This window comes from Peptoanaerobacter stomatis, assembly GCF_000238095.2.
Lineage (GTDB): Bacteria > Bacillota > Clostridia > Peptostreptococcales > Filifactoraceae > Peptoanaerobacter > Peptoanaerobacter stomatis_A.
In genome coordinates this window covers 1,096,582-1,117,507 of the sequence record NZ_JH815225.1, presented here as the reverse complement: position 1 = coordinate 1,117,507, position 20,926 = coordinate 1,096,582, and the positions used below count along the sequence as shown (strand labels likewise).

Sequence of the window (20,926 nt, the reverse complement as noted above, 5' to 3'; positions counted from 1 at the left end):
ATATTAAGACGTTATAGAAGAAAAGACAAATAAATTAAAAAACTGTAGATAAAAGATTTAAAATCAGATTATCTACACAATTAGAAATATATTAAAAAGAGTATAAAAAAAGAGTATAAAAAAAACAGTTATATTTAAATATTATTTAGATATAACTGTTTTTTTATGGTTTTTATTTCAAGTTGTATTTTTCTACCAAATATTCATCTATCGCTTTTGCGGCTACTTTTCCGGCTCCCATTGCAAGTATTACTGTTGCGGCACCTGTTACGGCATCGCCTCCTGCATATACACCTTCTACGCTTGTTTTTCCTGTATTTTCATCTATTACAATACATTTTCTCTTGTTTATCTCAAGTCCTGATGTTGTTGAGCTTATAAGAGGATTAGGTGATGTACCGAGTGACATTATTACTGTGTCGCATTCTATTGTGAATTCGGAGTTAGGTATTTCTTTCGGACTTCTTCTGCCTGATTCATCAGGTTCTCCAAGTTCCATTCTTATACATTTTATACCTTTTACATTTCCTTTTTCATCTTCGAGTATCTCAACAGGGTTTGTCAATAATTCAAAGTTTACGCCTTCTTCTTTTGCGTGATGTACTTCTTCTACTCTTGCAGGTAATTCTTCCATTGAACGTCTATATACTATTGTGGATTTTGCACCTAATCTTAATGCAGTTCTTGCAGCGTCCATAGCAACGTTTCCGCCACCTACTGTAACTGAATGTCTACCTGTCATTATCGGTGTATCGTAGCTGTCATCAAATGCTTTCATCAAGTTTGCTCTTGTGAGGAACTCGTTGGCTGAGAATACGCCGTTTGCAGCTTCGCCCGGAATCCCCATAAATTTAGGCAGACCGGCACCTGAGCCTATGAACACTGCTTTAAAATCTTCTTTTTGCATAAGATCTTCTATTGTAACGGTTCTTCCTACTACGACATTTGTTTCAATTTTTACGCCTAAATCTATTATATTTTGGATTTCTTTTTTTACTATATCATCTTTTGGAAGTCTAAATTCGGGTATACCGTATACTAAAACACCGCCTGCTTTATGCAAAGCTTCAAATATTGTTACATCGTAGCCTTTTTTTGCCAAATCTCCGGCGGCTGTAAGACCTGCAGGACCTGAACCTATAACGGCTACTTTTATATTTTTTGCGGGTTCTTTTTCTCCAAATGTAACGCCATTTTTCATATTTGTATCTGCTACAAATCTTTCTAATTTACCTATTGATACAGGTTCATTTTTTATACCCATTATGCAAGTCATTTCGCATTGGCTTTCTTGAGGACATACTCTTCCGCACACAGCAGGTAATGAAGATGATTCTGCTATTATTTTACCTGCTCCTTCTATATCTTTTGCGAGTATTTTTTGTATAAATGCAGGGATATTTATGCCGACAGGACAAGTTTTTATGCACCTGGCATTTTTACAATTAAGACATCTTTTTGCTTCTTCTACTGCTTCATCTAAATTATATCCGTAGCATACTTCATCAAAATTTGTAGCTCTTACTTCCGGTGCTTGTTCTCTTACCGGAACCCTCAATGATTTTGGTTTTGTATCAGCCATTATTATTCTTCCTCCTTGCAATCACAGTAAGGATTTTTTGAATGTGTTCCTTTATCCTGTATTCTTAATAGTTTTTTTCCTTCTTCTGTTTTATACATAGTTTGTCTTCTCATAGCTTCATCAAAATTAACTTTGAAACCGTCGAATTCAGGGCCGTCTACACAGGTGAATTTTACTTCATCTCCTACTGTTACACGACAGGCTCCGCACATACCGGTAGCATCAACCATAATGCTGTTAAGTGATACTACTGTAGGAATTGAAAGTTTTTTAGTCATCATAGTAGTAAATTTCATCATTATCATAGGGCCTATTATAACAGCGTGATGATATTGTTTACCTTGATTGCTAACAAGGTCTTCTAAACATTGAGAAGCATTGCCTTTAAAACCGTAGCTGCCGTCATCTGTAGCTATGTATAAATTTGTAGCTACTTTTTTCATTTCATCTTCAAGTATGATTAAATCTTTTGTTCTTGCACCTATTATAACGTCACAGTTAACACCTATTTCATTTAGATATTTTACTTGTGGATATACAGGAGCTGTACCTACACCGCCTGCTATAAATATTATGTTCATAGCGTTTAATTCTTCCGGAGTTTTCTCAATAAGATCTGACGGATTTCCAAGAGGTCCTACGAAATCTTCAAAGTAATCTCCTTCATTGAGATCAAACATTCTTTTTGTAGAGTCGCCTACACTTTGAAATACAATTGTTACAGTGCCTCTATTTTTATCTATGTCACATATTGTAAGTGGGATTCTTTCACCTTTTTCATCCATTTTTACAACTATGAATTGCCCAGGCAGACCTGAAGCGGCACATCTTGGTGCTTCTATATCCATAAGACAAATGTTGTTTTGAAGAAGTTTTTTTTCAACTATTTTGTACATTTTTGAAATAAATCCTTTCTATAAAAATAAAATCTTAATTTTTTACTACTAAATATGATTATTAAAAGATATTTCTAATCTAATAATATCATTTTCTCAAATAGTAGTCAAATGATATTGTAAAAATATAAAATAAAGTATTTTTAATGATAATTAATCATTATTTTTCAACAGACGCTTGAATATATCGTTCAGTTTTTTTCTTGCAGTTTCAATATACATTATACATATTATGACTTTGATATAGTTATTATGCTCATCATATTTATATGCTTGACATTTATTCAAACTATATTTTATATCAAGTGTATCCATTATACCTGACATATAAGAATTGCATTTTTCAAGTGCATTTTCAAAGTCATTTTCATTTTGCATATCAAAGTCTGCAATATTTAAAACATCTTTTGAAATACCGCATTTTAATGCTATTACATCATCTCTGTCTGTAGATTTTGTAAGGTCTGTTATTACTGTTATACCATACTCATTTTGTAATATTTTACAAATTTCATCAGTACTATATACTTCATTTCCAAAAACTTGAAACATATTTGTTCCTTTCAAATATATAAAAATAATAATCTATCTGATTTTACCTTTTCTTAGGTGATTTTGTCAAGAAGTTAGAGAGATAATATATATTGAAATGAAAATATGTCTATTTTTTTTGTATAATTTATTGTATAATTTATTGTAAGTAATTTTTTATTTAGGTTAAAATTTTATTAAATAATATACAAATATATATGTATTTTATATTTTTTGTGATAGAATTTACACAAGTCTATATTTTAAGTGTAAAGTGAGGTAGTTATGAATAAGGTCAGAAAAGCTATAATTCCGGCAGCTGGACTCGGCACAAGATTTCTTCCGGCAACTAAGGCTCAACCCAAAGAAATGTTGCCTATAGTTGACAAGCCTACATTGCAATATATAATAGAAGAGGCTATAAACTCAGGTATTGAGGAGATACTTATAATAACAGGCAGAAATAAAAAGTCTATCGAAGACCATTTTGACAAGTCAATAGAGCTTGAAATGGAGCTTGAAAAATCAGGTAAGCAAGAGTTGCTTGAAATGGTAAGATATATAGGGGATATGATAAATATACAATACATACGCCAAAAAGAGCCGAGAGGTCTTGGACATGCAATACTATGTGCTAAGAGCTTTATAAACGATGAACCGTTTGCTGTAATATTGGGTGATGATATAGTTGATGCTCAAAAACCATGCCTAAAACAACTCATAGATGTCTATAATGAGTATAATACTACTATAATAGGAGTTCAAAAGGTAGACGAGCAAGATGTCAGCAAATATGGAATTGTTCAAGGGAAATATATAGATGACAGGATATATCTTATAAAAGATTTGATAGAAAAACCTGAAGTTGATAAAGCACCGTCTAATATTGCCATACTCGGAAGATATATATTGAAGCCTGATTTGTTTGAAATACTTGAAAATCAAAAACCTGGGAAAAATAACGAAATCCAGCTTACAGATGCATTAAAAACCCTATGTGAAAGACAGGCTATGTATGCTTACGAGTTTGAAGGTAAAAGATATGATGTAGGTGAAAAATTCGGATTTTTACAGGCGACAGTTGAGTTTGCTTTGAAAAATGACGAGCTTAAAGAACCGTTTTTAAATTATTTGAAAGATTTGATAAAAGAAAAGTAAAAAATATGATTTGTGTATAGTTATTAATAAATGGGTTTTATAATATTAAGTAGACTAAAAAATAAAACAATTTAAACTAAGATGATTTATATGTTTTTTATGTATGCTGTTAATTATAAGATTGTATAACAGCTTTAATATAAATCAGCTTAAACGAGAAGAAAGAAGGTAAAACATTGAAACTGAAACAAATAATGAATAAGGTATTGGCACCTTTACTTATAGTATCAATGAGTGCTGTGCCGGTATCAGCTATTAAGTTTGGAGATTTACAAGGTTATGGTTGGGCAGAAAAATATATAACGGATGTATCCAATAAAGGTATAATAAGCGGGTATCCTGATGCTACATTTAAGCCCGGATATTCGGTTACAAGAATAGAGTCGCTTGTAATGATAGCAAATCTATATCCTAAGACAGATATAGACAACATATATAAAAACAGTTCTGCAAAATATATGTCAGCTTTAAATAAATATAAGATAGATGATTGGGCGAAACCGTATGTAGTTTTTGCACTTGAAAAAGGTATAATACCTAACAGTGAAAAAATGCTCAATTCTTTGGTAGATTCAAGCTCAAGAAAACATATAAATGCTGTCAGATATGAAGTGTGTGTGTTTTTGGTAAGAGGCTTGGGCTTAGAGGGAGAAATAAATAAAGGTGCAAAGCTCTCATATAATGACAACAAGGATATAATTGATCAAGCTGTACCATATATAGAATTATTGCAAAGAAAAGGGATAATATCTAAATTAGGTGACGGAAGCGGAAATTTCTTTCCTAAAAAGGCTGTAACAAGAGCTGAAACAGCTGTTATGATATCAAATGCATATAAATATTCTGCAAAAGCACAAGCACAATCAACACAGCCTCCTGTTCAACCAACAGTACCTCAAACACCTGTACAGGAAGTTATAAGCGGTAAAATTGATTTGTTGACATTTGCAGACAATAATATGACAGTTGCAATAACATCATCTGATAATAAGGTAAGAAACTTCACAGCACCTAAAAAATCAGTATCGGTTGTAGCAGGAGATAAAATAATATCTATAAATGATTTGAAGGTAGGACAGCAAGTAGAACTCACTGTAAACAACTCTCAACTCACAAAGATAGCTGTAGCTGAAGAAACAGTGAGATATTCAGGCAAACTGGTAGATTATTCTATTGCGGACAAAACCATAACAGTAAGTACAGAAAAAACAGGTATAAAACTCTTTAAGTACACAGATGCAAGCACTGTATATGTAAATGATAAATTGACAAAAATAGAAGAGCTTCCAAAAGATACTATAATAGATCTTTACGCTCAAGGAGATACACTTATAAAAGCATCTATGACTGTTACAAAAAATGAATTTTCAGGTGAGATAACAGACTACACATCAAATTCAATAACTATAAGCGAAAAAGGTGTGTCTACAAAAAAAGAATTATCAAAAGATGTGAAGATATATAGAAATGACAAAAGAGTAGACAGCATCAGCCTAATTGCAATAGGTGATACAGCCAAGATAACTACTGACGGCGATAAAGTTATAGAGATACTTGTAGATGCACAAAACGTAAAATATATGTCAGCAGTTATAAAAGGCATAGAGATGAACAGCTATTACAACAAGATAATAATAGGCGATAGAGATGGAAACGAGCACAACCTCACAGTTAACAACGACACTGTTATCAGAATAAATGACGTAAAGACAAATATATATTCTCTAAAATTAGGACACGAAGTAGATATATATGCTAAAGGTGCTATGGTAGAGGAGATAGTATCAAGAGGCGATTACAAACAGACAACAGCATCAGGAAAAGTTATAGAAGTAGACTTGGTTGACAAATTTGTAGAAATAAGAACCGGAAATGGAGATGTAGTAAGACTATACTATACAAACTCTACAAAAATAGAAAAACTTTCAGGAACTTTAATTGAGCCGAGAAAAATTTATAAAGATGATCAGGTAACTGCAATAGGAGTATATAGTGGCGGAAATATAAGTGCTACAAGGATTATAGTAGATATAGATTAATAATCAACGTATAAAATATTTTTTAATAATATTTTTAATAAAAAAATTAATATAAAAAAGGAGATTAATACTTATGAAAATTTTTCTTGATACTGCAAATATCAATGAGATAAAAGAAGGTGCAAGTTGGGGTATAGTAGATGGAGTTACTACAAATCCGTCACTTATAGCAAAAGAAAAGAGAGATTTTAAGCAAGTTGTAAAAGAAATATGCGAAATAGTGGACGGACCTATTTCAGCAGAAGTAATATCAGAAGACGCTGAAGGCATGATAAAAGAGGCAAGAGAACTTGTAAAGATACATGAAAATATAGTGGTAAAAATACCTATGACAGTAGAGGGCTTAAAAGCTGTAAGTGTAATATCAAAAGAAGGCATACACACAAACGTAACACTTATATTTTCAGCTAATCAAGCACTTCTTGCAGCAAAAGCCGGAGCAACATATGTAAGTCCTTTTTTAGGCAGAGTAGATGATATAGGCTCTGAAGGTATGGATTTGGTAAGAAAAATAGTAGAAATATTCGACATATACGGATACGATACAGAAGTTATAGCAGCAAGTGTAAGACATCCGCTTCACGTTACAGATGCAGCGTTGGCAGGTGCACATATAGCTACAATACCTATGAAAGTATTAGAGCAAATGGTTAAACATCCGCTTACAGATAAAGGAATAGCAAGTTTTATGAAAGACTGGGAAAGTGCATTCGGCAAATAGAAGCATAATTCAGATTTTAGATATTTTAATCTAATATTGTAGAGTATTAAGTTAAAAACTTATATAAATCAACTGCAAATATTGAAGTTATAAAAATTTTAATATAGCCTTATTCGATTTTTAATAAAACTATAATTCATTATATGAAAACTCCCTATATTTTAAGGGAGTTTTTTATGTTATACTATAAATATTATATAGTAATTTTATTAGAAAATAGTATAAGTCTAAAGCATATTAGTATAAAAAATATTGAAGTGAAAGGAATAAAATGCAGTTAAATCAAATAATACAATTAGATATAACGGATATGACCGATGAAGGCGGAGCAATAGGAAAAATAGACACTCTTACAGTTTTTCTTAACAAAGGAGTAATAGGAGATAAAGTAAAAGCTAAAATTACCAAGATTAAGAAAAACTATATAACAGCTGATGTTCAGGAAATACAAGTCTATTCAAAACTGAGAGAAGATAAGAAATTATGCGACATACAAGATTTATGCGGTGGTTGTCAGATATTAGATATAAAATATGAAAATCAGCTAAAAGTAAAACAAAATCTATTGAAACAAAAATTGGAAAGAATAGGCGGGATTGTAAATCCTAATATAAACGACATAGTATCAATGCAAAATCCCTTCAGATACAGAAATAAGACACAGATGCCGCTATGTATGAAAAACGGTCAAATACAAATAGGCTTTTATAAGCAAAAGACACACGAAATTATACCGTTTACAGATTGTAAAATACAAAATGAAATTAATAATAAAATAATAGAAATCATAAAAAGATTTATCATAAATGAAAAAATATCAGTATATGACGAGCATAACCACACAGGCAATTTGAGACATATAATAACTAAAATATCACAAAAAAAAGATGAGATAATGCTCATACTCGTTACAAAAGACAGCAAAAAATTGAATATAGATTTTATGGTGACAGAATTTAAAAAAAATAAAATACCGGTAAAATCTATCGTTCAAAATGTGAACACTAAAAAGACGAACGTCATACTGTCAGATAAAAACATACTTCTGTATGGTAAGGAATATATACAAGATATGATAGAAAATCTTACATTTAATATATATCCGAACTCCTTTTATCAAGTAAACTCAATTCAAATGGAAAAAATGTATAAAAGAGCATTAGACTATGCAAATTTGCAAGGAACAGAAACAGTATATGATTTGTACTGTGGAATAGGCACAATAACTTTACTTTTGTCGCAAAAATGCAAAACGGTTTATGGAATAGAAGTAGTAGCTCAAGCCATTGAAAGTGCAAAACAAAACGCCAAAATAAACAACATAGAAAATGCAAAATTTATATGTGGCAAAGTAGAAGACGAAATAGAAAACTTGGTTGCAAAATCAAATATGCCGAATGTCATAGTGCTCGATCCTGCACGAAAAGGCTGTGAAGAAAAAGTCTTGGACACTATATTAAATGTAAAACCTGAAAAAATAATATATATATCCTGCAATCCGTCAACCTTGGCAAGAGATTTGAAAAAACTTTTAAGTACCAAAGAATATGAACTGCAAGAGGTAACACCGTATGATTTGTTCAGCCACACAATGCATGTGGAGACGGTAGCATTATTGTCCAAACTCAATGTCGATAAGCATATAGATGTTGAAATTAAGCTGGATGAGCTTGATTTGACATCTGCTGAAAGTAAAGCGACTTATGCAAAAATCAAGGAATATATATTAGAAAAATTTGGATTAAAAGTTCCAACACTTTATATTGCACAGATTAAAAAGAAGTGTGGTATTGAATTAAGGGAGAATTATAATAAATCAAAAAAAGAGAAACAGGTTATTCCACAATGCACACCGGAAAAAGAGGAAGCTATTATGGATGCTTTAAGGCATTTTAAAATGATTTAGTAGAAATGGAGGGTATTTATGAGATGGATAATAAAAATAATCTTGTTCCCAATCAGCTTGCTACTTAGTATCCTCACTGCATTTTTGACATTCTAGCTTAGCGTAGGAACAGCAATCCTATATTTACTTATGCTGATGTGTGTATTTGCTGCCATAGGCTCGTTCTTTATGCTACACGATACAAAAGCAGCAATAGAAGCACTTATCCTTGGATTTCTGCTAAGTCCTTACGGAATACCGATGATTGGAGCAGCGATTATAGCTTTTTTGCAAGGTATTAATGAGAGAATAAGGTTAGTTTAAATCAAAAAATGACTAATTAGAATTTGTTTGGAAAGGATAAAGTTATATGATGAATGAGAAAGATGTAATAAAAAGTATTGCAACAAATTTATCTGAAAAAAGAAGTGCGGCTGCATTGAATAATTACGAAGTGCTATATAATAATATAAACTATGTAAATAAATTACTTGATAATTTTATAAATAATATTATACATCTTGAAAAAGACATAGAAAATAAGATAAAGATTTCAGATAATGTAAATGATGAATTTAAAACTAATGCAAGTTCAAAATTTTATTTTCGAGATATAATACCTAGAATTCTACTAAATGATATTGAAGTATTAAAGAAATTCTCTTTAATTTCTAAAGGAGACGATATAACTGGAATTGATGTTAAGAATGTTCATTTTTTGAAAAAGGAGTTTATTGATTATAGCGAATTTGTCACGATTACTAGACAAACACTTGATAGTTTGGTATCTGATGCTTACCAAATGATTCTATTAGATGAAAAAGAAATGAATTTTCATGTACTAACATCACTAAAAAGCTTTGAATTGTATGCAACTAAATCTATTCGTCAGTCGTTATTTAATGAAGAAATAACACATGCATTAGATGAGTTTGATAATCTGAACTATAATCAGAGAGTAAGGGGAGTTGAATCAAATATTACCAAATGCTCTAAAAAGACGTTCGGAGAAAAACTAGATTTTATTTTTGGAGAAATTGGATTAATATCAGACACGAATTTTATTGACGAATTAAAGAATCTATTTAAGTTTTCCTCAGAATTTACGCATATTGGTTATATTTCGACATTTTTTTCAAGTGCAGAGCAAACAGATATAGTTTTTGGAAGTAATCTAGGACCATACTTATTAAGCACAGAAAATTTTAATGAATTAAAATATGAAATTATTGAAACGATGATTAAATTTCTTGTAACAGTATATATGGCATCTATTTCGAAAACGTTAGAAAGAATATTTTGTACAAAATATAGTGAAAAAATCATTGAAGAAATAGAAGAATATATTAAAGATTTGATGGGGTATGTTAATACAAGGAATAATGAGTATTATTTTTTTATAAGGGAAGGATTAATACAATCTGATCAAACCATAGAATTGCCTTGCATGTGCGGTAGAATAAACAATTGGAAATCGCCACATGATTTATCTGATATATACTGTAAATCTTGTGGAAGCAAATTTAATCTTATAGAGGTAGAGGGAAATCCTGGATATATAATGACTAGCTCAGGACCAGCGAAAGTTATAGGATCAGATGTTCCAGATTTAGATGAAATGTCATTCGAAGAGAGAAAAGAACTTTTTGAAGAATGGGGAAAAATTATGTCTGACACAAGTGCAGATAATAAATTAAAAGGAAATTAAAAGAAATTTCAGAACTACAAATCATTGTTAAAAAAAATATAAAGATGGTTACCAAAGGCGATAGAGAAAAAAACTATCGTCTTTTTCTTTGCCAATTTTTAAGGAGGGAGGTGATCCTGTATGGACTTTGACTATTTCTATAATCGTGAAGCAGAGCGATTTAACTTTCTGAAAGTGCCTGAAATATTGGTAGATGGAGAAGAATTTAAGGGACTGTCTGCTGAAGCAATTATCCTTTATTCCATGCTTTTGAAACGAACAGGAATGTCATTTAAGAATAACTGGATAGACAAAGAAGGCAGAGTATTTATCTATTTCACAGTCGAGGAAATTATGAAAAGAAGAAATATCTCAAAGCCTACTGCCATAAAAACATTAGATGAGTTAGACAGCAAAAAAGGGATAGGGCTGATTGAAAGAGTAAGACTTGGACTTGGTAAGCCGAATGTCATTTATGTCAAAGACTTTATGAGCATATTAGCGGTAAAAGAAAATGACTTACAGAAGTCAAAAAACTTAACTTCAGAAGTAAAAGATTTTAACCTCAGAAGTAAAGAAAATGAACTTCAGGAAGTTCAAAATGTTGACTCTAACTATATAGAGAATAATAAGAGTAAGTATAGTAAGAGAGAATATAGTTTTGGAGAAAACGGACTTGGAACATTTCAAAATTGGACTATAGTCAAGTAAATAGACACAAATTTGGAAAATATTTTTTGTAAAAAAGTTTTATTTGCTCCAATACTCTTTTTCTTTTTCATTAGGACTCATGAGTCCTAATGAACCATGAGGTCTCTTTGAGTTGTAAAATCCCTAAATGTATTGAAATACTGAGAGTTCTAATTCTTTTTTCGTGTGATAATTTCTTCGATAGCATTCCTCCTTTTTCAGATATTTAAAAAAGCTTTCACAGCAGGCGTTATCAAAAGGATAGCCTTTCTTAGAAAAAGACTGAAGCACCCCGTGAGTATCTAAAAGCTTTCGAAAAGACATCGCTGTATACTGCGTTCCACGATCCGAATGAAACATCAATCCTTGAGGAGAATTTCTGTTCGTGTATGCTTTTTGAAAGGTTGTTGTTACGAGTTCGGCATTCGGTTTGGAGGAGAGATTCCAAGCAATGATTTTTCTTGAAAACAAATCCATGATAATACACAAATAATACCAAGTTCCATTCACCTTGATATAAGTCAAGTCGCTCGCCCATACCATGTTCGGAGACTTCGGATTGAATGCTTGGTGCAAATGATTATAGTATTCTGTGTGATCTTCCGAATGATATTTTAAAACAGGTTTCTGTGTGGACATACGTGGAAGATTTAGGGTTTTTATCAGTCGGTACACTCTTCCCGGGCTGATCTTAATGCCATAGTCACGTTCTAAGATGTGAGTGATTTTATAAGCGCCTACTCTTTTGTCGTAATCTGCAACAATTTTCAAGATAGTGCTTGCAATTTCTTGATTTTCCTTGGTTCGCGGAGCGATTTTCATAGAAAAGTGCTTGTAGTAAGTGCTTCGATTCACTCTTAAAACCTTGCATAAAAGCTTGATACTATGCTGAAAACGAAGCTTATGAACCGCATCTAATCGTTCTTTGAGTGTGGCGTGAATATGGCAATCGCTTTTTTTAATATGAGGTTTTCCTCCTCCAATTGGGCATTGCGTTTTTGAAGCTCCTTAATTTGCTGGGCAGTGAAGATATCCCCATCTTCCGTTTTGATTTCAGAATAACGTTTCACCCATTTGTTGATGGCACTGAGAGAGATTCCATATTCTTTACTAAGCTGTGTTTGAGATTTTCCGTTATGATAAAGGCTGACAATCGACTTTTTGAAGTCTTCATCGTAATAATTCTTTTGCATAAACATAACACCTTCCTTTGTCTACTTTATTATATCCTAGTATTCATCTTTTTGTCTACTTTTTTAGTATAGATCCAAATCTATATGTTGTAGCTAAGTAATGTATGACAAAATATAGTACAGTTTTTATTGTAGAATATAAGGGAAGACAGATGAGGAAGGAAGAACTTATAGCTTTCCTAAATAAGCAGACGACAGAACTTGATGAGCTTGATGACGGATTGGTCAGAAGTCTTATTGAACAGATAACTGTGTATGGGATTGAGCGATTAATTATTGAATTTAAGAGTGGAGCAAAAGCTACAATTTAAATTTGTGCAAAATACATAAAAGAATAGAACAAATATATATAATTTAACGCAAAACATATAAGAAATAATTGACGTTGTGCGAATAAAAGTATATAATTTTCTTTAGTGGGATATTGTGGCAAATCACGAGAACGTGTATGATGCAAAACTACAGGGACTGTTGAATGTCAGCCAGTTGCAGTATTGATTAGATACAGTTTTTTCCAATTATAGGGAAGGGTGTGTCTATTTTTTGTATCAGTGAGGTGAATTATGAATGGATATTTAAAAATTTCAGATATTTCAGAAAAATGGGGAATCAAGGAACGAAGAATCAATACTTTATGTTTAGAAGGACGCATAGAAGGGGCAATTAAATTTGGAAATACCTGGGCAATACCAGAAGATGTACAGAAACCAAAAGATGAAAGAGTCAAATCGGGAAAATATGTAAAGAAACCAAATGCAGATGAAATTTAAGGAGGCATTTAATATGGTTACCTATACTACAAAATTTACAATAAATGATTCTTTGACAAAAAGTGAATTTGTTAAAATGGTCATTAGGTGGAACCAGGGAAGCAAATATGACAGAATTAATGACTTAGCATGGGATGAAACTGATTTTAATTGCTCATGGAAACAAGAGAATATAGTTTTGTCGCTACAAGAAATTCAGGAAAAAGGAATCATAGCTTCAAGACTACAGAAGGAAGATGAACATGGAGTTTAGTGTACTGATTTTGTTTTAGATAATGCAAATAAGATGCTTTCTATTTCAGCAACATTGGAAACTACAGAATTTACTACAGATTTTTTTCCTACATATTACCAACCGTTTTTTGTTAAAATGATTATTTTTGGAGAATTTTCAGGTGATGATAATGGGATAATGGTTTTAAATAGGGAACATAGCATTTTAGAGTGCCTATCATTTTTTAAGGGTGTTGTAGATAAAACAATAATTTCAAAATTGCCTGTGGTTTATGTGGCTAGAACGAGTATGGGTGACAATCCTCTAGATGTAAATAAGTTGGCATTTAAATTGCAAGGAGTAGCGCATGTAATATGTGAGCCAGAGGATGGTATTGAGCTAACAGGATTTTCAGATGTTTTAGATAGCAATGACGCTAGAGCAGGGAAAATATTTTTATATTATCCTAGTCATAATAAAAAAAGTCGAATTCTTAATCTGACGGGTTCATGCCAAGACGCAGATTATTTAGAAGATAGAGTAGTTAATGATGTTTATAACTATATGAACTCAAGAATACGTAAAGCGATAGATACGTGGGATGGGGTGTTAACTGAAAAACTTCATATAGAAAATAAAAAGTTATTGTCAAATCAAAGCGCAATTGAAGAAGAGAATAATAATTTGTATGACATTTTTGGTGAACAACTCGAAAAAATGGAGGAGTCAAATGTTAAGTTAAGTAATGAAGTGCAACGTTTGAATGCAGAACTGCAAGGTTTAAGAATGAGATATTCAGATAAGGACAAAAGTCCTGTTCTATATCTAGGAGACGAGAGAGAGTTTTACACTGATGAGATAAAAGAAATTGTATTAGATATTATGTCCGAGTATCAAAAGAATTGTAAAGAAGATTCAAGACGATGGCATATTATCTCTGACTTATTAGAAAGCAATGAGTTTAAGGGATTGCCAGAAAAAAGAAAGGAACAATTAAAGAATGCCTTAAAAGGATATAAAAATTTGAACGGCTCTTTAAAAGGATTGCTTGAAACTTTAGGTTTTGAAATAAGCGATGATGGAAGGCATTATAAGTGGATTTATTACGGAGATCATCGATATGTTGCAACAGCAGCTAAAACTTGTAGTGATGGGCGAGCAGGTATGAACTTATCGTCTATAATTGAGAAACTAATGTTTTAAATATTTATATGACAATATGTGTCATGCAGATATTATATAATCACTTATTAAATTATTTAGGAGGAAACGAAGATGGCATTTAATCCAAACAATTACAAAGCACCAGAAGCAAAAAAATTACCGGTTATTTTATTACTTGATGTAAGTGGAAGTATGAGTGGAGCAAAGATTGATAGCTTGTATGACGCAACCATTGATATGATTGAAACATTTGCTGCTGCTCAGGCAAAAGAACAGATTATAGATGTTGCTATTATTACATTTGGTGACAGTGTTGATTTACATACCAGATATACTCCTGTGAAAGATTTACAGGCAAAAGGCATTAGTAAGTTTAAGGCTTCAGGAATGACACCAATGGGAACTGCATTAAGAATGGCGAAGGACATGATTGATGACAAGAATGAAACACCTTCAAGAATTTATCGTCCTGCTGTTGTGTTAGTTTCTGATGGCGCTCCAAATGATGATTGGAAAGGACCTATGGATAAGTTCATTAATGATGGACGTTCTGCAAAATGTCAGAGATTTGCTGTCGCTATTGGTAATGATGCAGACAGAAGTGTTCTTGAGAGATTTATACAGGATCCAAATGCAGTTTTATTTGCTGAAGATGCAAAGGATATTTCAGAGCAGTTTAAGACAATTAGTATGTCTATTTCTACAATGGCTACAGCACCTAATTCAAATAGCGTACCTACTCCTTCAACTGCACCAAAGTATGATAACAATATCGCTAACGATGACGATGATGATTTGTATTAATTCTAAGGGAGGAATGAACGATGGCACAGGCAATTGGCGATCCAGAGGAGATCAGAAGCTTTTCAAATTCACTTGAACATTATTTGAATACCGTAGAGGAAGAAACAGGAAGACTTAATTCTGCTTTTGAACAGTTAGGAGAGTCTTGGCAGGATCAGCAGAGAACTAGTTTTGAAGAAACTTATAAGCAGCTGATTAATGCTCTTCAGAATTTTAAGGAGAATGCGTCTGAACAGATTCCACATTTAAGAACAATGGCGGAAGATTTAAGTACATATTTGGGAAGGTAGTGAAATAGTATGAGTACGGCTGCAAGTGTTTTTGAAGTTGATGCAATAAGTAATGCTGCACAGGAATTAAGTCAAATTAAAAATAGCTCCTTTGATACTTGCAATGATGGACTCAATCAAGCAAGGCAGTTGTTAGAGGAAACTCAAGCGGAGGAGCAAACTAGCAAGACCATGCTTGATATCGCTAAGGGAGTTGAGATGGCTAAACATGCCATTGTAATTGAACTGGAGGCTAGACTTGCGGCCGCTCTTGCAGAGTTGGCAGCAGTTACTCCAGATCCTATTGCTATGGCAGCAGTGGGAGCTAGGATAGCTGATATAGAGTCTCAATTGGTTCCTGCTAGACAAGAATATGAGGAAGCAGTTAGACACCGCGAAGCATTGGAAAGAAGATATGAAATGGCCGTCAAGGCTATGAACCTTGCACAAGAAAGACATGATACCTTACAGATGCATTTTGAAGCGGGGAAGAGAAGCATTGAGGTCACGGTTGATAGGGGATGTGCAAGGTTGAATCTTGCATATCAAGACTTACAAAAGTATATATCAAGGATTGCACCGGACGTTAGAAATAGCCTTGATAAATGGTTTAATGAGAAACCGGAAGAAAATACACCTGTTCGCCCTAATGAAATTAGAGACAAACTTGATGTTGATGAGAATGTAGTAGATGCCATTTTGGAGTATTTATATGCTACAGATATGGGATTTAGAGCTAATGTTGATAGCTACTGCAATGAAATGAAAATAGGAAATGAAGCAGGTGCTGAGTTAAAGATTAAGAAACAGATGGTCGGAAGACTATGTGAAGAAATTGTTATAAGGGCGTTTAAGCCAATTAGTACGCAAATAAGTACACAAGCGAGGGAATCACTCCCGGATGGACGCTATACAAAGGTAGATATGATTGTGTATGGGCTTACAAATCCGTTGGTATTAGGCCGTGGTGAAGGTATGGGAGCAAGAAAAGGTGGCAGTTTGGCAGTTGAAGTCAAGTCTGGTCATAGTTCGTATTTATACCAACAGTTAAGTCATATGCAGGATCAAGCTTTTGGTCATAAAGGTTGTGATGCTTCTTGCGTAATATGTACAAGAGATATACATGATTTATCTCCAGAAAAGGAGAATGAGCTTAGAGAAAAACTTAGAGAGGCTGGCTCTCCTATGATAGGTATGCTGCCTCGAAAAGATGATTTAGATAACAGATGCATTAACTTTGTAAAGGGGAAATTGAAAGATGTTTAGTGAAGTTCGTGGTCAATTAAGCAATAGTAAATCCACTTTTTCTGAAAGAGTTAATGATTCATTTGGTAGCGCTATTGTAAGAAATGTATATGAACCTTTTGAAGGTGATTTGCAAAAATTAGATTTTGCATGGGATGAAGCCGAAGTAAAAAAAATGGAGATAATGACTCTTCTAATGGAGCTTAGAACCATATTGTAGGAAGAAGGGAAAGTATGGAGAAAAACCAGGAAACAATGGAAGGTCTGTTACATTGTTTAGATGATTCTATTACTTCTAGAGATAGAAGATATGAAACATTAGATGCACAATACAAAAATGCAGACGGACATATTTTACATAAAGAATATGATGAGTATTCGGCAAGAAAGGAATCTATAACTAGAAGATTTAAGAATGAAGCTATAGATTACCAGGAAAAGATAGATAGACTATGTCAACGAATACGCAAAAGCCAGCCTTCATTAATGGAATTGTCTTCAGAGTTTATTAATACAAAAGGTAGGTTTCCAAGAAATATTGCATTAGGAAAGTTGCATGTTACATACAATAACTTGGATTTTTTTGTTCCGAAGACTTTCTCATTTCCGTTTGAGAAGCCTATGTATATTTGTGATGAGTCAAAAAATGTTATTCTTCACAAAGTTTTACTAAGGCTTTTGTTTGCGTTACCCGTTGATAAACAGGAATACTATGTTTTTGATCCTATAGGATTAGGAAAGACTGTAAGTAAATTCAATTCTTTGTTCTCGAATGAGAGATTATTTCCTCAAAAGAAAATTCTTTCTTCTACTTTGGAGTTGAAAGTAGCATTAAAAGATGTTACGAAGTACATCCTTGATTTACAAAGCAATGTGTTCAATATTGCTACAGATTGTCAGGATTGGGATTCATATAATAGAAGGTTATATTCGCAACGAGAACTAAGAAGAATGTTGCCTTATAAAATATTCATTTTTACTGCAGTCCCAGATGGAATGGATCAAGAATGTTTTGATATGTTCAGAACATTAATTGTTCATGGAAAACAGTGTGGTTTGCTCGTTCTTTTTTCGTTTAATGAAGCTATTTTGAACACGGAAGATAGCAAAATGAAAAAGATGGAAATTGAATTGAGAGGTTGTATTGAAAATAGTGTTCAGCTACACAACGTCTTTGAAGAAGATAATATTAGTAATGATTTCGAACATCTAGAAATTGAAAATGTAGGTGAGAAATTTCCAGATGATTATCAATTAAGTGTTCTTTTAGACGATTTAAAGGCTATAGCAGAGAAGCAGAATAGCCAAGGAATGTCTTTCGATGAAATTATGGAGCATGGTTCAATGTTCAATTGTAATTCACGAAACGGGCTGATGATTCCGGTGGGGTGTGGAGCGTCTGGAAATAGCATTATTGAACTTGATATAGGGGATGCAACGCCACACTACCTTATTGGTGGTACAACAGGTTCTGGTAAATCGAATTTCTTACATAATTTGATTATTAGTGCGTGTTGTCGTTACTCACCAAATGAAATGAGAGTTTACTTGTTGGACTTCAAGGAAGGTGTTGAATTTAGTCAGTATGCAAATCCTAACTTGAAACATGCAAAACTTGTGGCAACTGAAGCTGATACAGAGTATGGAATTACTGTATTGAGACATTTGGTTGAAGAAAAAGAAAAACGTTATGCCGCATTTAAAACTTGTGGTTGTAAAGATATTCAAGGTTATAGAGATAAGAATCCCGATGAAATAATGCCAAGAATAATGGTAGTAATTGACGAATTCCAGGTATTGTTTGGGAATGCTCAAAAGGATCAGACGATTTCAACACTCGAAATGCTTGCTAAACAGGGACGAGCATGTGGCATCCATTTAGTGTTAGCAACTCAATCGTTAAAAGGAATTGATTTTTCAACACTAGGTCCACAGTTTGGTGGAAGAGTTGCATTAAAGTGCTCGGCAGAAGACTCAAAGTATTTGTTAGGTGGAATTGCATCAAATAACGAAGAGGCAGCAGAACTGAAAGTTCCATTCGCTATATTGAATACATCACAGGGAAGTGTTTCTGGAAATGTTAAATTCATGATTCCAAGAGCAGAAGAAAAGAAAATAGCAGAGTGGATTGTAAAAATTGAGAAGAAGTGTAATGACATCGGTATAGATACTGAAACCAAGATATTTGAAGGACAGAGTCTTCCAAAAAGACCTATTAAATCATTTGTTTCGCAAAGAACTAATCTTCAGATTATTTTTGGTGAACTGATGGATTATAACGCGGAACCGTTTTCAGTTAATTTAAGACCACGAGTTACGGATAATCTATTGATATGTGGCCATGATGATTTGATAAAGAAGAGTCTGCTGGATTCTGTTATAGGGGCAGCTTTGGAAAGTGAATACTGCGAAGAAATCATTTATGTTGGTGATGACAATGAGATGATTGATACAGCATTAATATCTAATGTAGTTTGTTTTTGGTCGATGAAAGATTTCTGTGAAAAATATTCAGAATGTGCTTTTGATAAAAAATGTATTCTGATAATAGACAATTGTAATTTGACAAAACAAATTGGTTATGCACCGATAATGTATGGAACTCCTAAGTCGGAGGCAGCTTTCTTTAAAGATTATCTAGATAATGCGAATGAAAAAGGAAGTTATATTATTGCCTTCTATGAAGGAAGTAACCGTATTAAGAACTGTGGTGTTCCGAAAGACGAATTCAATTATAGGATAGGCTACTCGGTTAATGTAGATGAAAAGAATTTCTTATTAGGAGCTGGCTTGCAGTCGAATGCATCAGTGAAGAAGAATAGAGCTTTCCTTGTTGATAACTTAGAGTTAAAAGCATGGTTTAGACCATATTCAGTATAGGAGGTTATTCATTGAGTAAAACAGTAAATATAGTAGTGGATGCTTCTGGAAGTATGGCGGAAGATGATAAAAACGCAGTAGTAAAGTATCTGCTAAATGGAATATGTAATGTAATGGGAACCCCGGGTTTTGATGATGTTGAATTTGCATTGTACCAATGGGGACAAGAAAGTAAGAAAATAGATAATTTAGAAAAGGCCAAAATTGAATTTGCGGGAAGGTCTCCACTTTCAGGCCTTGAAGAATTAAAACAAATAATAGATGAAAATCAAACAATGATATTTGTTAGTGATGGCAATTTCAATAGTGGAGATAAGGCACACATTAAAAAAATGAGTGTAAACATCATTCCTATTTTTGTTGGCATTGATGCAAATAGGACAATTTTACAGGATATTGCTACTGAGAAAGTGGTTTATTCCGTAACTGATTTTATGCAAGCAGTTTATGAATGCGTGTAGATGAATACGAATGTGAGGTGATAAGGTGATTTCTGGTGGATTATCGATAATGGGAAGTTATCATGATGTGAATCAAGACTCTTTTTTAAGCAAACCATATAAAGATGGATACATTATGGTGGTTTCCGATGGAATGGGGAGTAAGTCACTTTCACATTTTGGATCAAAATGTATATGCGAAAGTGTATTCGATGTAGTAAGTAATTATGCATTTGATTTGGATGTAATAAGCTTTAAGGATATTATTTATGCATGTCATGAGGAGTGGAAAAAGCGTTTATCTGATTATGATATTAAACAGTGTTATGCAACACTACTTGTTGCTGTGGTGAGAGAAAACACGATTAAAGCTGCTAGATTAGGTGACGGTTTTTTGGCTATCTATGCGGATGGAAAAGTTACATGTTTATATGATAAAAAAGAAAATTATTTCGCAAATGAAACTGATTGTTTGAAGGAAGAACTAGATCGAGAAAAGATTGAAATAGTTGAAATAGAATATTCGAGATTTCATGGGGCGTTATCATGTACTGATGGTGTTGAAATAGGAACAATGCAAGAAGAAGATATAACAGGATTTACGCAAGAATTTGTTGATGAGTATTCTTATAAAGAAAAAGATAAAGTGATTGAAGAAATAGAGTCATGGCTAAAAGATTGGCCGGGGATGGATGATAAAACCTTGGCTTTCGTGATGGAAGGTGAGAGATAAATGGCTAAAGATATATATGTAGATA

General features: G+C 32.9%; 19 protein-coding genes and 3 pseudogenes. 18 read left to right on the top strand and 4 right to left on the bottom strand.

All coding sequences use genetic code 11. The annotated features are described in order from the left end of the window. Nucleotides 1-172: 172 nt before the first annotated feature. From gltA to HMPREF9630_RS04770, 3 genes are all read right to left on the bottom strand, one after another. Complete coding sequence (gene gltA, locus HMPREF9630_RS04780) at nucleotides 173-1,582, bottom strand: NADPH-dependent glutamate synthase (RefSeq protein ID WP_009527405.1); 1,410 nt, start codon at nucleotides 1,580-1,582, stop codon at nucleotides 173-175. A gap of 2 nt (nucleotides 1,583-1,584) precedes the next feature. Then, complete coding sequence (locus tag HMPREF9630_RS04775; RefSeq protein WP_009527404.1) at nucleotides 1,585-2,478, bottom strand: sulfide/dihydroorotate dehydrogenase-like FAD/NAD-binding protein; 894 nt, start codon at nucleotides 2,476-2,478, stop codon at nucleotides 1,585-1,587. A gap of 153 nt (nucleotides 2,479-2,631) precedes the next feature. Further along, the gene (locus tag HMPREF9630_RS04770; protein ID WP_009527403.1) at nucleotides 2,632-3,030 is read right to left on the bottom strand and encodes a hypothetical protein; all 399 of its coding nucleotides are present in this window, start codon (nucleotides 3,028-3,030) and stop codon (nucleotides 2,632-2,634) included. A 264-nt stretch (nucleotides 3,031-3,294) separates the two neighbouring features. Here HMPREF9630_RS04770 and galU point away from each other — a divergent pair, with 264 nt between their 5' ends. The 7 genes and pseudogenes from galU to HMPREF9630_RS04735 form a co-directional block, all read left to right on the top strand. After that, complete coding sequence (galU, locus tag HMPREF9630_RS04765) at nucleotides 3,295-4,167, top strand: UTP--glucose-1-phosphate uridylyltransferase GalU (protein WP_009527402.1); 873 nt, start codon at nucleotides 3,295-3,297, stop codon at nucleotides 4,165-4,167. A gap of 176 nt (nucleotides 4,168-4,343) precedes the next feature. Then, complete coding sequence (locus HMPREF9630_RS04760) at nucleotides 4,344-6,206, top strand: S-layer homology domain-containing protein (protein ID WP_009527401.1); 1,863 nt, start codon at nucleotides 4,344-4,346, stop codon at nucleotides 6,204-6,206. A 73-nt stretch (nucleotides 6,207-6,279) separates the two neighbouring features. Then, nucleotides 6,280-6,927: a fructose-6-phosphate aldolase gene (gene fsa, locus HMPREF9630_RS04755; RefSeq protein WP_009527400.1), complete on the top strand. Its 648-nt coding sequence runs from the start codon at nucleotides 6,280-6,282 to the stop codon at nucleotides 6,925-6,927. Nucleotides 6,928-7,198: 271 nt separating this feature from the next. Beyond that, complete coding sequence (rlmD, locus tag HMPREF9630_RS04750) at nucleotides 7,199-8,833, top strand: 23S rRNA (uracil(1939)-C(5))-methyltransferase RlmD (protein ID WP_009527399.1); 1,635 nt, start codon at nucleotides 7,199-7,201, stop codon at nucleotides 8,831-8,833. An 18-nt stretch (nucleotides 8,834-8,851) separates the two neighbouring features. Further along, nucleotides 8,852-9,136: pseudogene (locus tag HMPREF9630_RS04745) on the top strand (CD1845 family protein). Between the two features lie 49 nt (nucleotides 9,137-9,185). After that, nucleotides 9,186-10,520 (top strand): hypothetical protein, encoded by a 1,335-nt coding sequence (locus HMPREF9630_RS04740; protein WP_141567348.1) that lies wholly within the window; start codon nucleotides 9,186-9,188, stop codon nucleotides 10,518-10,520. A gap of 120 nt (nucleotides 10,521-10,640) precedes the next feature. Further along, nucleotides 10,641-11,192, top strand: a pseudogene (locus HMPREF9630_RS04735) (replication initiator protein A); the annotation flags it as partial. Nucleotides 11,193-11,249: 57 nt separating this feature from the next. Here the strand turns inward: HMPREF9630_RS04735 and HMPREF9630_RS04730 are convergent. Next, nucleotides 11,250-12,382 (bottom strand): annotated as a pseudogene (locus HMPREF9630_RS04730) (IS3 family transposase). A 152-nt stretch (nucleotides 12,383-12,534) separates the two neighbouring features. Between HMPREF9630_RS04730 and HMPREF9630_RS10425 the strand changes: the two are divergent. The 11 genes from HMPREF9630_RS10425 (at nucleotide 12,535) to HMPREF9630_RS04675 (ending at nucleotide 20,901) form a co-directional block, all read left to right on the top strand. After that, nucleotides 12,535-12,693, top strand: coding sequence for a hypothetical protein (locus HMPREF9630_RS10425; protein WP_009527394.1), 159 nt, complete (start codon nucleotides 12,535-12,537; stop codon nucleotides 12,691-12,693). A 252-nt stretch (nucleotides 12,694-12,945) separates the two neighbouring features. Continuing rightward, the gene (locus HMPREF9630_RS04720; protein ID WP_009527393.1) at nucleotides 12,946-13,152 is read left to right on the top strand and encodes a hypothetical protein; all 207 of its coding nucleotides are present in this window, start codon (nucleotides 12,946-12,948) and stop codon (nucleotides 13,150-13,152) included. A 13-nt stretch (nucleotides 13,153-13,165) separates the two neighbouring features. Then, entirely contained in the window at nucleotides 13,166-13,405 is a 240-nt protein-coding gene (locus tag HMPREF9630_RS04715) for a hypothetical protein (RefSeq protein WP_009527392.1), read from the top strand. A gap of 33 nt (nucleotides 13,406-13,438) precedes the next feature. Further along, nucleotides 13,439-14,569: a hypothetical protein gene (locus HMPREF9630_RS04710; protein ID WP_009527391.1), complete on the top strand. Its 1,131-nt coding sequence runs from the start codon at nucleotides 13,439-13,441 to the stop codon at nucleotides 14,567-14,569. 72 nt (nucleotides 14,570-14,641) lie between these two features. Then, on the top strand, nucleotides 14,642-15,334 hold the full coding sequence (locus HMPREF9630_RS04705; RefSeq protein ID WP_009527390.1) for a vWA domain-containing protein: 693 nt from the start codon (nucleotides 14,642-14,644) through the stop codon (nucleotides 15,332-15,334). A gap of 20 nt (nucleotides 15,335-15,354) precedes the next feature. Continuing rightward, nucleotides 15,355-15,624: a WXG100 family type VII secretion target gene (locus tag HMPREF9630_RS04700; protein WP_009527389.1), complete on the top strand. Its 270-nt coding sequence runs from the start codon at nucleotides 15,355-15,357 to the stop codon at nucleotides 15,622-15,624. 330 nt (nucleotides 15,625-15,954) lie between these two features. Further along, nucleotides 15,955-16,869, top strand: a complete 915-nt coding sequence (locus HMPREF9630_RS04695; RefSeq protein ID WP_242824680.1) for a hypothetical protein — start codon at nucleotides 15,955-15,957, stop codon at nucleotides 16,867-16,869. Then, a complete protein-coding gene (locus HMPREF9630_RS04690; RefSeq protein WP_009527387.1) occupies nucleotides 16,862-17,068 on the top strand; it encodes a hypothetical protein in 207 nt (68 codons plus the stop codon). Before HMPREF9630_RS04695 ends, HMPREF9630_RS04690 begins: the two co-directional genes overlap by 8 nt. A 14-nt stretch (nucleotides 17,069-17,082) precedes the next feature. Beyond that, nucleotides 17,083-19,728, top strand: coding sequence for an FtsK/SpoIIIE domain-containing protein (locus HMPREF9630_RS04685; protein ID WP_009527386.1), 2,646 nt, complete (start codon nucleotides 17,083-17,085; stop codon nucleotides 19,726-19,728). Nucleotides 19,729-19,739: 11 nt separating this feature from the next. Next, nucleotides 19,740-20,189: a vWA domain-containing protein gene (locus tag HMPREF9630_RS04680; RefSeq protein ID WP_009527385.1), complete on the top strand. Its 450-nt coding sequence runs from the start codon at nucleotides 19,740-19,742 to the stop codon at nucleotides 20,187-20,189. Between the two features lie 25 nt (nucleotides 20,190-20,214). Further along, nucleotides 20,215-20,901 (top strand): protein phosphatase 2C domain-containing protein, encoded by a 687-nt coding sequence (locus HMPREF9630_RS04675; RefSeq protein ID WP_009527384.1) that lies wholly within the window; start codon nucleotides 20,215-20,217, stop codon nucleotides 20,899-20,901. Nucleotides 20,902-20,926 lie beyond the last annotated feature (25 nt).

Excerpts from the sequence above, each read along its gene's own strand:
- HMPREF9630_RS04715 (WP_009527392.1), top strand. The coding sequence starts at position 13,166 with ATGGTTACCTATACTACAAAATTTACAATAAATGATTCTTTGACAAAA.
- gltA (WP_009527405.1), bottom strand. The coding sequence starts at position 1,582 with ATGGCTGATACAAAACCAAAATCATTGAGGGTTCCGGTAAGAGAACAA.
- fsa (WP_009527400.1), top strand. The coding sequence starts at position 6,280 with ATGAAAATTTTTCTTGATACTGCAAATATCAATGAGATAAAAGAAGGT.
- HMPREF9630_RS04740 (WP_141567348.1), top strand. The coding sequence starts at position 9,186 with ATGAATGAGAAAGATGTAATAAAAAGTATTGCAACAAATTTATCTGAA.
- rlmD (WP_009527399.1), top strand. The coding sequence starts at position 7,199 with ATGCAGTTAAATCAAATAATACAATTAGATATAACGGATATGACCGAT.
- HMPREF9630_RS04700 (WP_009527389.1), top strand. The coding sequence starts at position 15,355 with ATGGCACAGGCAATTGGCGATCCAGAGGAGATCAGAAGCTTTTCAAAT.
- HMPREF9630_RS04720 (WP_009527393.1), top strand. The coding sequence starts at position 12,946 with ATGAATGGATATTTAAAAATTTCAGATATTTCAGAAAAATGGGGAATC.
- HMPREF9630_RS04690 (WP_009527387.1), top strand. The coding sequence starts at position 16,862 with ATGTTTAGTGAAGTTCGTGGTCAATTAAGCAATAGTAAATCCACTTTT.
- HMPREF9630_RS04775 (WP_009527404.1), bottom strand. The coding sequence starts at position 2,478 with ATGTACAAAATAGTTGAAAAAAAACTTCTTCAAAACAACATTTGTCTT.
- HMPREF9630_RS04770 (WP_009527403.1), bottom strand. The coding sequence starts at position 3,030 with ATGTTTCAAGTTTTTGGAAATGAAGTATATAGTACTGATGAAATTTGT.
- HMPREF9630_RS04685 (WP_009527386.1), top strand. The coding sequence starts at position 17,083 with ATGGAGAAAAACCAGGAAACAATGGAAGGTCTGTTACATTGTTTAGAT.
- HMPREF9630_RS04705 (WP_009527390.1), top strand. The coding sequence starts at position 14,642 with ATGGCATTTAATCCAAACAATTACAAAGCACCAGAAGCAAAAAAATTA.
- HMPREF9630_RS04710 (WP_009527391.1), top strand. The coding sequence starts at position 13,439 with ATGCTTTCTATTTCAGCAACATTGGAAACTACAGAATTTACTACAGAT.
- galU (WP_009527402.1), top strand. The coding sequence starts at position 3,295 with ATGAATAAGGTCAGAAAAGCTATAATTCCGGCAGCTGGACTCGGCACA.
- HMPREF9630_RS10425 (WP_009527394.1), top strand. The coding sequence starts at position 12,535 with ATGAGGAAGGAAGAACTTATAGCTTTCCTAAATAAGCAGACGACAGAA.